The organism is Membranihabitans marinus (genome assembly GCF_021729155.1).
GTDB lineage: Bacteria > Bacteroidota > Bacteroidia > Chitinophagales > Saprospiraceae > Membranihabitans > Membranihabitans marinus.
This window is the reverse complement of sequence record NZ_JAJQYA010000003.1, coordinates 183,142-196,691: the sequence shown is the minus strand read 5'-3', so window position 1 is coordinate 196,691 and position 13,550 is coordinate 183,142. Positions and strand designations below refer to the sequence as shown.

At 37.7% G+C, this 13,550-nt stretch carries 13 protein-coding genes; 6 read left to right on the top strand and 7 right to left on the bottom strand.

From position 1 onward, the window contains the following. Positions 1-3: 3 nt before the first annotated feature. A complete protein-coding gene (locus LVD51_RS03205) occupies positions 4-1,251 on the bottom strand; it encodes a CinA family nicotinamide mononucleotide deamidase-related protein (protein ID WP_236969746.1) in 1,248 nt (415 codons plus the stop codon). Next, positions 1,244-1,993 carry a biotin--[acetyl-CoA-carboxylase] ligase gene (locus LVD51_RS03200; protein ID WP_236969745.1) on the bottom strand — a complete coding sequence of 250 codons (750 nt, stop codon included), beginning with the start codon at positions 1,991-1,993 and terminating at the stop codon, positions 1,244-1,246. The genes LVD51_RS03205 and LVD51_RS03200 overlap by 8 nt, the downstream gene beginning before the upstream one ends. Before the next feature lie 43 nt (positions 1,994-2,036). Between LVD51_RS03200 and rsfS the strand changes: the two genes are divergently transcribed. Next, positions 2,037-2,420 (top strand): ribosome silencing factor, encoded by a 384-nt coding sequence (gene rsfS / locus LVD51_RS03195; RefSeq protein WP_236969744.1) that lies wholly within the window; start codon positions 2,037-2,039, stop codon positions 2,418-2,420. A gap of 2 nt (positions 2,421-2,422) precedes the next feature. Next, entirely contained in the window at positions 2,423-4,414 is a 1,992-nt protein-coding gene (ftsH, locus tag LVD51_RS03190) for an ATP-dependent zinc metalloprotease FtsH (protein ID WP_236969743.1), read from the top strand. A gap of 148 nt (positions 4,415-4,562) precedes the next feature. Here the strand turns inward: ftsH and LVD51_RS03185 are convergent, their stop codons facing one another. From LVD51_RS03185 to LVD51_RS03170, 4 genes are all read right to left on the bottom strand, one after another. Continuing rightward, complete coding sequence (locus tag LVD51_RS03185; protein WP_236969742.1) at positions 4,563-5,120, bottom strand: DinB family protein; 558 nt, start codon at positions 5,118-5,120, stop codon at positions 4,563-4,565. A gap of 178 nt (positions 5,121-5,298) precedes the next feature. Beyond that, on the bottom strand, positions 5,299-6,363 hold the full coding sequence (locus tag LVD51_RS03180; protein WP_236969741.1) for a PorV/PorQ family protein: 1,065 nt from the start codon (positions 6,361-6,363) through the stop codon (positions 5,299-5,301). 92 nt (positions 6,364-6,455) lie between these two features. Then, entirely contained in the window at positions 6,456-8,564 is a 2,109-nt protein-coding gene (locus tag LVD51_RS03175) for a peptidylprolyl isomerase (RefSeq protein WP_236969740.1), read from the bottom strand. 83 nt (positions 8,565-8,647) lie between these two features. After that, on the bottom strand, positions 8,648-9,235 hold the full coding sequence (locus LVD51_RS03170; RefSeq protein WP_236969739.1) for a DUF3109 family protein: 588 nt from the start codon (positions 9,233-9,235) through the stop codon (positions 8,648-8,650). A gap of 113 nt (positions 9,236-9,348) precedes the next feature. Between LVD51_RS03170 and LVD51_RS03165 the strand changes: the two genes are divergently transcribed. The 4 genes from LVD51_RS03165 (at position 9,349) to LVD51_RS03155 (ending at position 12,403) form a co-directional block, all read left to right on the top strand. Further along, on the top strand, positions 9,349-10,650 hold the full coding sequence (locus tag LVD51_RS03165; RefSeq protein WP_236969738.1) for a citrate (Si)-synthase: 1,302 nt from the start codon (positions 9,349-9,351) through the stop codon (positions 10,648-10,650). A 10-nt stretch (positions 10,651-10,660) separates the two neighbouring features. Further along, positions 10,661-11,056, top strand: a complete 396-nt coding sequence (gene gcvH, locus LVD51_RS03160) for a glycine cleavage system protein GcvH (RefSeq protein ID WP_236969737.1) — start codon at positions 10,661-10,663, stop codon at positions 11,054-11,056. A gap of 93 nt (positions 11,057-11,149) precedes the next feature. Continuing rightward, complete coding sequence (locus tag LVD51_RS20180) at positions 11,150-11,473, top strand: VanZ family protein (RefSeq protein ID WP_394803142.1); 324 nt, start codon at positions 11,150-11,152, stop codon at positions 11,471-11,473. 3 nt (positions 11,474-11,476) lie between these two features. After that, positions 11,477-12,403, top strand: a complete 927-nt coding sequence (locus tag LVD51_RS03155; protein WP_236969736.1) for an energy transducer TonB — start codon at positions 11,477-11,479, stop codon at positions 12,401-12,403. Positions 12,404-13,378: 975 nt separating this feature from the next. On the opposite strand, the gene LVD51_RS03150 is transcribed toward LVD51_RS03155, so the two are convergent. After that, a complete protein-coding gene (locus LVD51_RS03150) occupies positions 13,379-13,528 on the bottom strand; it encodes a hypothetical protein (RefSeq protein ID WP_236969735.1) in 150 nt (49 codons plus the stop codon). Positions 13,529-13,550 lie beyond the last annotated feature (22 nt).

Sequence of the window (13,550 nt, the reverse complement as noted above, 5' to 3'; positions counted from 1 at the left end):
GAATTATTGATTAGATAAAAATTTATATACCATATACATGGCCATGCTATAAGTAGACTCGATATTCCCTAATCGGCTACTTCTAAATGAAAATTTTTCTATTATTTGTCGATTTTCATTACCGACACCGATAAATATTGTACCTACTGGTTTGTCTTTGGATCCTCCGGTTGGACCTGCGATCCCCGTAGTCACTACCCCTACATCGCAGGGCATAGCACTACACAATCCCTTTAACATTTCACGAGCACAGTTTTCACTCACAGCTCCGTGTGTATCTAAAGTTTCTTGTTTTACATTCAACAATGCCGATTTGACTTCATTGTCATAAGCTATTATTCCTCCCAAAAAATATTCTGAGGAACCGGACAAACTCGTCATTTTATGACCGATATAACCACCGGTACAACTTTCGGCAGTAGCCAATTTGAAACCTCTTTCCTTCAAAATAGCTGCCATTGCAGTCGACCAACTATTATGGTTTTCAGCGACAAAATGAAGACCTAATTTTGCAATTACTGTCGATTTAAATCGGCTGAGATAATCTCTTTTCTCAGGGGTATCCATATCCCGCCCTGTTATCCTTATTCTCACCCCTCCGTGATAGGGTAAGTAAGCCATTTTGATATTCGGAGGTAAACGAGATAAATCCTCTGCAATCAACTCTACCAGTGATGTTTCTCCCATCCCGGCTGTAAACAAATGATATCTTATCATATTGTCCACTCCACCGTTGTTGAGGGAAGGAAGAATGTATTTTTCATAGAGATATTTCATCTCAACGGGCACTCCTGGCACAAAAAAATAGTAAGTACCATTGCGATACATTTTTATGCCCGGTGCTGTACCGACTTCATTTGCAAATACTGTGGCATTACTCGGCAAGTAAAATTGTTTAGCATGGTGTGATGACATTACGCGCCCCCTACTTTCAAAATAACTCGATATTGCTGTCTTTGTAGGCTCATGTTCCACCAAGGTATCCTCAAAAAACCGCTCAGCGGCTGCTATAGTCATGTCGTCTGAGGTCGGACCAAGACCACCAGATACAATTACGTATTTGGAGCGACGCCCCGCGGTAGTTAGGGCTTCACAAATATCATTTATTTCATCGGCAACTGTATATTTGGCATTAACTTCAAAGCCGTGTAAGGCCAGTTCTTGTCCCAACCAAGCAGAGTTGGTATCTACGATTTGACCCAATAAAAGTTCATCACCAATCGCAATTATTGAAACTGTATTCTCAGCCATTTATTAAAAATTTAATTTGCTTAAATTCATATTTTACTTCACTACCTGCCACATCGACAATCAACCTTCCATCTCTCAACACATCGGTAATCTTGCCTACTTTATAAGTTTGATCAATGAGGTCGAAAAAATTAAATAATTCATCGTATCCATAAAGGGAATGTAAATACAATTCCTTCAAACTGTGATTGGACTTTAATAGTTCAAAAAATTTCTTAATATTTTCCAGTATTTCCAATCTGATAGTATCTACTTCTAGTGGTCTACCTATAATGGAGGCTATAGATGTAGCAGAAAAGAGATACTGATCAAAATCGGTCTGATTGACATTGAGTCCTATTCCCACAATGGCATTCTTAATACTATGTCCTGAAAATGTGTTTTTTATCAGCATTCCGACGATCTTTTTGCGATCGACCAAGATATCATTCGGCCACTTTATTTGGATTCTATCATCGTCAATATACTGCCTCAAAACCTCCACACATGACAAAGAGGTCAAAAAATGCAACTTAAAGGATTCATTTGCGTTTATAAAATCAGGATATAGGATGATAGACATAAGAACATTTTCTCCTATATTTGAGATCCACTTACTGCCAATTTGACCGACCCCATTGGACTGAAAATCTGTAGAAATGACAGTAAATGGTAATGGATTACTTTTTGCAATAAGTTCGGTACAGTACTGATTGGTACTTTGTATCGAAGTAAAGTGTTTAAAAAGATCAAAATCAGCCAAGTTATCAGTAAATTTGTTTTTTATAAATAAAATAGTGTATCATTTGCAAGCCAAGTTAAAAGAAAACCAAAAATTCGAAAGCGAACTATTAAATGACTTTATCATCCAAAAAATTCAGGATAGCAAAGGTAAGAATATTTTAAAGTTTGACTTAACAACCTTGGAAACTCCTCCGGCAGATTATTTTATCATCTGTGAAGCCGATTCTGCCAATCATGTACGATCAATTGCGGAACGGGTCGAAAAGGAAATTAAAATAGAACAAGGATGGTTACCCATTCACACCAATGGCAAGTCTTTATCAACATGGATTGCTTTGGACTATTTTACCACGATCGTGCATGTGTTTCACCAAGAAACGAGAAAATTTTATGATCTTGAGGCACTTTGGGAAGATGCTCAAATCACCGAATATGAAAATGAATAAATATGAATGAAACTAGAAATACAAAGAACAATAAAGGACCCAATAAAAAAGGTAGTAAATTCAATATCTATTGGATTTATGGCATCGTAATATTGGTCTTACTTGTTATTCAAGTATACAGTGCAGGCGTAGGAGCAAGCGAGGAAATAAGTTATAAAAGATTTAATGAATTGGCACAAAGTGGTGCAATTGACAAATTGGAAGTAGTCAATAAAACCACGGCGAAAGTATACATTAAAAAATCCCGGTTGGACTCAGAGGAATTTAAGAATATATCCACTGATGCATTCAATATCAACCAACCTCACTTCAACTTCAACATTGGAACGGTTGATGCTTTGGAGACTCGTTTGGAAAAAATCAACGAAAGCTTACAGCCAGACCAACAAATATTCCCATTGTATCGCAATGAATACAGTTGGACTTCGGCATTGACATACATCTTACCCATTATCCTTATTGTAGCCATTTGGATATTTATCATGCGTAGGATGAGTGGTGGAGCTGGTGGACCAGGAGCTCAAATATTTAATATTGGCAAATCAAAAGCTACTTTATTTGACAAGGATACCAAGGTCAATGTTACCTTCCAAGATGTTGCTGGGTTGGATGAAGCCAAAGAAGAAGTAATAGAAGTCGTGGATTTTTTAAAGAATCCTAAAAAATATACCGCACTAGGGGGTAAAATCCCCAAAGGAGTATTGCTGGTAGGCCCTCCAGGAACAGGGAAGACTCTATTGGCAAAAGCAGTAGCCGGTGAAGCTGAAGTACCATTCTTTACCATTAGTGGATCAGACTTTGTCGAAATGTTTGTGGGAGTAGGTGCTTCCAGAGTAAGAGATTTGTTTAGACAGGCTCGTGAGAAAGCTCCTTGTATTATATTTATTGACGAAATAGATGCCATCGGTAGAGCCAGAGGAAGAAATAGCATCCAGGGAGGGAATGACGAGAGAGAAAATACCTTAAATCAGTTGTTGGTGGAAATGGATGGTTTCTCAAGTGAGAAGGGAGTTATCCTAATGGCTGCTACTAACCGCCCAGATGTATTGGATAGTGCATTGTTGCGACCAGGAAGATTTGATCGGCAAATAGGTATTGATCGCCCAGACCTCAATGGTAGAGAACAAATATTTAGAGTTCACCTAAAACACATTAAAGCTTCTTCTGCAGTAAATGCCGAAGTACTTGCCGAAATGACACCGGGTTTTGCTGGTGCTGAGATTGCCAACGTATGTAATGAATCTGCATTAATCGCAGCGAGGAGAGGCAAAAAGAAAGTGGACATGGATGACTTCAATTATGCCTTGGATAAAGTAATCGGTGGATTGGAGAAGAAAAACAAATTGATTTCTCCAGGAGAGAAAAAGGTTATTGCCTATCACGAAGCTGGCCACGCCATTTGTGGATGGTTTTTGGAACACGCTTCACCATTGGTAAAAGTAACCATAGTTCCCAGAGGAATTGGTACATTGGGATATGCCCAATATCTACCTAAAGAAGAATACATCACCAGTACAGAACAATTATTGGATAGAATGTGTATGACCTTTGGTGGTCGTGCAGCAGAAACCATTGTATTTGGCAAGGTAAGTACAGGAGCTCAAAATGATTTGGATCAAATCACCAAAATGGCTTATAGTATGATTTCCGTCTACGGAATGAATGAAAATGTAGGTAATGTGTCTTTTTATGGACTTCAAAAAGATCAAATCAGTAAACCATACAGTGAAGAGACTTCAGCTCTTATAGATTCCGAAGTCAGAAAAATGGTTCAAATTCAATTTGAAAGAGCAAAAGATTTATTATCAAAACACAGAAATGAGTTGGAAATTCTGGCTCATGCCCTACTCGAAAAAGAAGTTGTTGTTAAAAGTGATTTGGAATTACTTATTGGCAATCGCCCTTATCCAGAAGAGGAGAAATTAAAAAAACAACTTCCAGATCAAATCGTATCGATCGAAGATGTTGACGATAACAACACCACAACTACCTAAAATAGTTTATTGATACAAAAAAAGACCTCGATAAGTTAAGCTTACCGAGGTCTTTTATTTTATACTTATATCGTTAAAGAAATATTGAACTGACTTATTCGAAATGTATATACAATTGTGTCAAGAGGGCTAACCATAGATCCACACTCTATTCTTCCATACTCCAAGGTGGCACTATACCATTGATCCGTGCATAAGCTATTAATTGTCCGAGATGCTCATTGGAATGAGACATTATGATAAGTATGGTAGAGAGTTGGGTATAATCACCCGGCATTGGAAATTCTACCATCTCAGTAAGACCATCATCTGAAATATCTCCTATAGTATGTAATACTAAAGCATAAGAGCTTTCTAACCCCTTTTTCAACTCAGACTTGGTATCATAGTCCATCTCTATAGATTTCATATCTACCGACTCTGGGATTTCAGCTCCCAATTTAGATGCAAAGAAGTAATTGGCTGATATTACATGAGCAAAAACTTCTCCAAAGGAACGAACATCTTCTTCTGGCCTCCAGGCGAGTTCATCATCGGAAACTTCATCTAGCAATTGCATAATTTTATCAGAAGTATATTTGATAAATGCAGCCGACTCTTTTTGGACTAGACCTTGGCCCATGATTCCACTACTTATCAAAAGGAAGGCAAATAACAATAGATTTTTCATAACAGTATTATTAGGTTCAAAATCTAAATATACCATTAAAATATAATTTTAAGACAACTTTAACACTGTGTAAAATAAACACAACCAAATATTTACATTATAATACAATTGCATTTATTAAAATCAAGAATAAATACTAATAATACGAGAGTTGGTCTTAAGACCAATAAAAATTAGTCCCTTGTAAATTGAATAGTATTGAAGAAAAAAGGTATTAAAAACCCTTGGGCAGTACTGCAGAAGTCTGATTATTATTGCTAAATGGAGAAAATTGAATAGATATTTGATGAGCGGCAGCATTGAAGTATATTTTTTCCCATGCATAATCGAATTTAATCTTCTTCAACTGCAAACCAAAGCCTAGGGATATTCCTTCCAAAGATCTAATGTTATCAATCCCCAATTGTTTGTTTCTCAAGTGGTCGTAGGAAAAACGCAAATATATATTATCATTTCGGCCAAACGCAAATTCTCCACCGATGACTACATGAGCAAAGAATTCCTTGACAAATGCTGTCATTCTAGAATCTATTTTTTCCTCTTGATCTGTGAATTCAATAGTATTTTCAACAAATGGATTAGAATAATCCAACTGATTCCATTGATTTAATTTTTGCAGTTTTAAAAATACTTGAAGAGGAAGGTATTGCAATTTTCTACTTCCGTACAATGAAAGGTCGATGGTAGTAGCATTATTTTGAGATATATAAGGCTTGGATTCCAGTCCCAATTGGTGTATAGTAAGTCCTATACTATTGTAATCGTTGATTAAATATTGACCTCCGATCCCCAACATAAAGACATGCGAATGGTAGATATCGATTCTACGCCAAGTATAGTTCATCAATAATCCAATGTATATCTTATCTGAGAGTTGTCGCGAAGTAGCTGCAGAAATCCGGTGATCTGCTGCAGAAAACTCCCCCATATATTGACCTTCAGCATCATATCGAGATGATGTACCAAAAGAAGTTCTCTGCAAATTGAAGGCGATCGGCCAAACACTATCGAGTGCGCGCGAATAACCGATAGAAAACTCAGATATTTCTCCGGGATGAAAAAAAGAATTAAAATTCCAAGTAGGGTTTTGCTTCGTAGTCAATAAAGCGGGGTTAAGGGTCCATACATTGGCATCGCTATCGTATTGGCTACCATTACTTCCACTTAAGGCGGTAAGAGCTGCTGAATACTGATTACCAAGGTTGACATACCCATCGAAGTTCTGTCCCTTTAAACAAAACATCGCCAGTACCGATACCGCAGTCAGTAAAATTCTCACACACATATATATATTATCTCCTACCATAAATAAAAAGGGCTGTCTATGAATAGAACAGCCCAATTTACAATTTTTGTATTTCAATTTTTAAATTAATAAAAATCGGATCGATTATCTTTTATCTCAGCTTTTTCTTTTAATGCCCCTGGTAAGGCCACACTAACTTGCTGTGCCATTTGCGATACTGAATTTGCTCTCACTGATGAATAATCCGCCAAGTTGGTTCGACTTTTACCCAAAACTTTGGTTACAAATACACCAGTTGTTCCTACTACGGGCTTGTTGATTTGATCAATTTCTCCGTTGGTGACCATGGCAACCAATTTTGGTTCTTGACCGATTCCATCGATAAAGTCAGCAGAAAAACTAGCATTTCTAGCCGTATCTACACTTAAGTTATACGATTGTGCCAATTCATCTAGATTGCTAGTACCAGCTACACTGGCTGCTATAGACTGTCCTTTTTTCTCATCCAAAATGATTTGTTCTACTTGCATTCTCACATCTTCAGGCTTGGGCAATCCCGCCTCCATGACTTCATCCAATCCTACGATCACATATCTGTCATTGTAGAACAATTGCGGATTTTGATATATATAAACTATGGAAGAAACCTCATCTACCGAAGTAGAATTTTCAAAAGCCCATCGAACGATATCTCTACTTACATTACCACCCCCAAAGGTTCCGAAAAGAAAATCATTTTTCTTAACCGCTGGTGCAATTTGCAATCTAAACTGAGGTTTGTCTGCAATAGATTGACGCAATTCCGTCAAGGTTCGATTACTAGAGACAAATTCTTGTGCTACATCATATAGCGAATCTTGGGTTTGTTGACTAGGAATTATACTTTCATAAACAGTAGCCAATTGTACTCCTTGTTTTTTATTGATATATTTTCTGTCCAAGACTTCAACCAAGTGCACTCCAAATTGAGTCACTACGGTATTGAGCTCCCCTATTTCAGCATTAAAGAAGATTAAGTCATTGAATTGTTGTACCATCTGTCCTTGACCAGCATAGCCCAAGTCACCGCCGTTGGGTGCCGATGGACCTTGACTAAATTTGATCGCTAAAGAATCAAAGCTAGCGACACCTGTTTCGATCAAATTTTTAAGACTATCTGCTTTTTGGAATCCAGCAATTAAATCTTGTTGGGTCTGTCCAGTAAACAAGATGTGTCTAGAAAGTACAGAATCTGGAATAACTTTTCGATCGACTATCTTCGTTGCTCTAATAGAACCTTCTAATTCGTATGGACCAACGATACTTCCGATCTCATCTTCAAATACTGCATCAGCAATAACCGCTGGCACATCTTCTTTCAATTCATATGCTGAGGTAAATATTCCTTCATTGTTTTGAATGAAGGTAGTGTCGTTATCTACTTTAGCAAACTCATCCATCAATTTCACAATTTGATTTCTGATCTCTGCACTATCCCTACTCGTAGGCATTACACTCAGAGTCATATATTCCAACTTGCGCTGTTCTTCCTTTACAAGGTATTGATTTTGATTTTTCTTTAAATATTCCTGGATATCTGTATCGGTTACTTGAATATCCATATCTTTTGCCTGATCAAAGGGGATTTTTACGTAGGCAAATTCCACTTTATTATTTTGTTGATCGACCATGTCTTCTACCATCCAAGAAGGAGTGTAAAAAGATTTGGCAACGATATTCTCAATTTTTTTCTGAGTCCGATCAGCCATAATCTCCTTTTCTTGCCAAGACCAAAAACGCTTAGTTTCTTCTGGCATTGTACCGGATTGAATTTGCTGACGCAAACTATTTAACTGCTGATAATCTACTCCACCTGTATTTGGATTAGAGAAGCGCTGTTGGATTACCGGACTGATGTTACTACCAAATTGTAGTTCCAACAATTCTTCTTTTCCAACACTAACTCCCATTTCTTCAGCTTCGTTTTCAAAAAGAGTTTTGTTTAAGTAATAGTTCCATAGATAGTTACGTCTGGAATACACGTCAGATCCTCCACCTGAATACACGGCCTCTTCGTGGGCCATAAAATTTCGATAATCTACTTTTTCCCCATTAACTTCACCAATGGTTAGATTACCCATCTGAGATTGACTGCTATTTCCGACCATATCCATGATCAAGAATGCTCCCAATGCCAAGGCTATCGATACAAATAATAACCAACTATTTTTTCTGATTGTCCCTATTAAGGCCATAATTCAATGATTGTTTGCTTACTAAAAAGATTTGCAAAGGTAAATAATTTCCGCATTTTCTACCTACTTATTATATAATAATGTTATTCCGGTGAATCTTTATGATAAAGTCGAGCCGCCTCAAGGGCATCATAAAATTCAAGACCATAGCCACGAATCAATGCATCCTTTAAAAAATGCACCAATGGCAGGCCTAATTCGGAACCATTTTTAATAGCCGGCTGACAAATTTTCCAATCGTCATAATTAAGGGCCATAAAATTAATATCTTCATCTTTGGTTACACGAATGGGATATAATTCGCAACTCAGTGGTTTTTTAAAATCAATTTTTCCCGCTCTATATTGTTTTTCTATTCCACAAAGGGCTTTTCCATCTTCATCAAAAATGACAAATGCACAGGCTCCATCCGGTCTTAAAACGGTTCCAAAATCACTCATGCCCACAAAAAATCGATCGACTCCTTCTTCGGCAATTACACTTTGAGACACTTCATCCAGATCGGGAAGGACGTCGGCCAAAACTTCTCTTAACTTCACTCTCTCGCTTGGTTCTAACGGTGCACCAAAGTCACCTTCTACACAGCAAGCTCCTTTGCAAGCGGCCAAATCACAGCAAAAGGATTTGGTCAATATTTCATCGCTCACAAGAATTTCATTTATTAAAAACATACATTAGCTATATTGTAATTAGATAATTTATATTGTATATTCGCTCCCAGTGAATCAGATGACTCACACTTTTTTATATAATTTAATCAAAGATTCAAAAATATATTATCCTAATGAAGGAACTCAAATCATTATTTCAACAAAAATCATCAGAAGTAGCCATCGAGTTGAAATCAATGCTAAAGGAAAAAGGCGATGTTAAGGTCGATGAAGTAGTGCTGAAACAGGTGATCGGCGGAATGAGAGGTATTAAAAGTATGTTTAGTGAAACATCGCATTTAGATCCTATAGAAGGTATAAAATTTAGAGGATTTAGTATCCCTGAACTCAGAGAAAAACTTCCAAAATTGAATTTCTCTGAACCATTACCTGAAGGTTTATTTTGGTTGATGTTAACTGGAGAACTTCCCAATGAAGCACAAGTTAAGGAGTTGGCAGATGAATGGGAAAGTCGGGCACAAGTTCCTCAACACACTTTCGATGCCATAGATGCTATGCCTTTAACGGCTCATCCCATGGCCATGTTTAGTGTAGCCATCACTTCCATGCAAACAGAAAGTATATTTGCACAACAATACAGTGAAGGTATAGACAAAAAATCGTATTGGGATCCCATGTTTGAGGATGTCATGAATTTAATAGCTCGTTTGCCACGGGTAGCATCTTATATATATAGAAGAATATATCACAACAACGATCAAATAGAGCCGGATACGAGTTTGGATTGGGCTGCCAATTTTGCTCATATGTTGGGCAATGACGATCCGGAATTCCACGATTTAATGCGATTGTATATGACTATACACGCCGATCACGAAGGAGGAAATGCATCTGCCCACGCTACGCATTTGGTTGGATCTACCTTAAGTGATGCCTACTTTTCACTAGCTGGAGGGATGAATGCCCTGGCTGGCCCTCTACATGGATTAGCCAATCAAGAAGTGATCAAATTTGTTTTTGAAATGCTTGAAGAATTAGGAACTCAAGAACCCTCTGACGAAGCTATAGCAGAATATATCAAGAAAACATTGGCCAGCGGTAGAGTGATTCCAGGATATGGTCACGCTGTATTGAGAAAACCAGATCCTCGATTTATTGCACAAAAACATTTCGCTGAAAAACACCTAAGCGATGACAAAATAGTCAAAGTTATCTGGCAGTTGTTTGACATAGTACCCGAAATATTAGACGGATTGGGTAAGGTAAAGAACCCATGGCCAAATGTAGATGCGCACTCAGGGGCTATATTGGTTCATTACGGAATCACGGAATATACTTTTTACACCGTATTATTTGGAGTATCCAGAGCATTGGGGGTATTGAGTAATTTGTGCTGGTCGCGTGCATTGGGATTGCCATTGGAGAGACCAAAATCTGTCACTTTGGATTGGATTAAAAACCACATTAAAGAATAAAATTCGAAAAATGAGTAATATACCTAGCAATCTCAAATATACTGCAGAGCACGAATGGGTAATCAAAGAAAGCGATGATGTAATACGTGTCGGCATTTCGGATTTCGCCCAGTCTGAACTTGGAGACATTGTATATGTCGAAGTAGAAACCGTGGGAGACCATATTGAAAAAGATGAGATATTTGGAGCGGTAGAAGCTGTAAAAACTACATCTGATCTATTTATGCCAATGTCTGGAGAAGTTATAGAATTCAATCCTACATTGGACGAATCAGAAGGAGATGATCCAGCCATCATCAATGAAGACCCTTATGAAAAGGGATGGATCATTAAAATAAAAATATCTGATCCCAGTCAGTGGGATGAATTGCTGGATGCTGAAGCATATGGTGAATTAATCGGATAATATTATTGAGTGATGCACCAAAAAACAATTTACCTTCATCTAATAAAATAATGAACCTTGGGGTCGAAGAAAGTTGCCATTTGTTTTTACTTAATGTTGACTGTCATTTGCGCACTTTCATTAGCTCCCATTCAAACCCCTATGCAAAAGAGCATATCGGTTATTCCAAATTTGGATAAGATAGCCCATTTTGGAATGTATTTTGTTTTAAGTAATATTTCAGCCTTATACTTTAGACATCGACGTATTAAACACCAAATTAGATATAGTTTTTTATTTTGCTTGTCTTGGGGTATCATGATGGAATTGATACAAAAAACAAAAATTGTAAATAGAGATTTTGATATTGCCGATATTATTGCTAATATTATCGGATGTATATTAGGACTAATTTTTTTTAAATATTTCAAAATTTAAACCATGTTTGAAGATTTTGCTGTAGATGGAAAAACATTGGTTATTTCTCTTTTTGGTTTTTTGTTTCTCGTAATTGCCGTTATATACTTACTTAAGTTTATGATGCAAAAGCGATCACAATCTAACCTTACAGAAAAATACCAGGATCATACTTGGGAAAGCCCACTAGCCGGCCGTGCAAAATATCCGGAAGTGGACGTCTTTAGTATGTGGATGCCATTGTTTCTCCTTGGAGGCGCTGTTGCCTTAGCAATCACTTGGTTAAGTTTCAATTACACTGAAAAGGATGCTGTCATCTATATTCCAGACAATGCTTTGGAAATACCTGACGACATCGAGATTGAACCGCCTCGTACTGCCGAACCGCCGCCGCCACCACCACCACCGCCACCACCTGTAATTGAGGAGGTACCAGAAGAATTGATCGAAGAAGAAGAAGAAATTGAATTCTTAGATCAATCCGTTGAAGAAGAAACTATTGTGGAAGCGCCAGAGGTAGTTGCGCCGCCACCACCACCACCACCACCGCCGCCACCACCACCGGCTGCGAAAGAAGAGGAAATCTTTAAGGTGGTAGAACAAATGCCAAGATTCCCAGGATGTGAAAATGTCTCTGGTAGTCAACAAGAGAAAAAAGCTTGTGCAGACAAAAAAATGCTTGAATTCTTGTACGAAAACATCAAATACCCAGCCATAGCTCGTGAAAATGGTATCGAAGGTAATGCTGTTGTAAGTTTCGTTGTAGAGAAAGATGGCTCGATAACCGACCCTAAGATCATAAGAGATCCAGGTGCAGGTTTGGGAGATGAGTCTGTAAGAGTAGTAAAAATGATGGATAATTTAGCTCAGAAATGGACACCTGGTCAACAACGAGGAAATCCAGTAAGGGTACAATTTATCCTACCAGTGAAATTTGAACTTAAAAATTAATTAGAAATAATATATTTAAAGTATGGCGATTCAAAGCAATTTGGATCGCCTTTTTTTATGTCCGTATCCCACCTTAATAAGGTATTGAAAGTCGCTCAACAGATTAGTTGACCACAGCTAAGATTAGTCAAGATGACCGATTTACGATGCTTTGCATTTTGGTCGTTCCCATTAAGGGCATTTGGTAGTGTATCTGACTACTCGGTCTTGTCTCTACGGTGAGGCGTGACGGCAAGGTAATCGTTAGCTTTTTGCCTTATCATAGTATGTCGTCCTTTCAGGACTTGTTTAATACAAATTACATTTCCATAAACAGGACTTCGTCCTGCCCTGACATATTTCGCCCTTTCAGGGCTTTTCTTTGTACTTAAATAATGGTATATACCTCAATGTATCCATTACAATAAACATTGCGATCAAAATAGCCACAGAGTGGCGACATATAATACCAAATGCGTTTAATAGTCGATTAAGATTTTGAGATAACCGAGTATTCTAAGATAAAACCAAACAATTAAGCCATTAATTTTACAAAAGGTTCATCTCGGTTTATTACAGCGTAAATCGGCAGATTTTTTCTTAATAATATTATGTCGTCCCGCCTTGACATATATCGTCCACTTCGACTCAGCTCAGTGCGCCGCTTTCAGGACTTTTCATTGAACATAAACGAATGGTCAACACCTTTTTACCTTAATTAAATATTTACTTAGATTAGCATTTCGTTGATCATGGATTTGTCACACTTTTTGCCAAAATAATCATACCGTATAATTTCGTTGAAATAAAACATTTGAATCATCTGTTCAAGGAAGTCACTGGTGCAAAAAGACCGCCAAATCAACATTGTTTGATGCTTTATACACCTCACCCACCCGAGGGAATAATCCCTCGGTTCCCTCATCAAATGCCTTTAGTAGGCATTTGGCTCTTTGAGCTGCATTCGGTCACCCACGGCTATGAGATATCATCCCTTCAGGATGACCGAGCATCAATAGGATCAGATTTACCTCTTGAAATACCTTGAGATCGTTTGATTTCCAGTGGATTGATCAGAGAAAAATCGGGGTATTTTACAGCTAAGGTAGCTGTTAATAAATAACCATAATGCCCCGTATGCTCCATACCAATCGGACCGTTTAAGTTA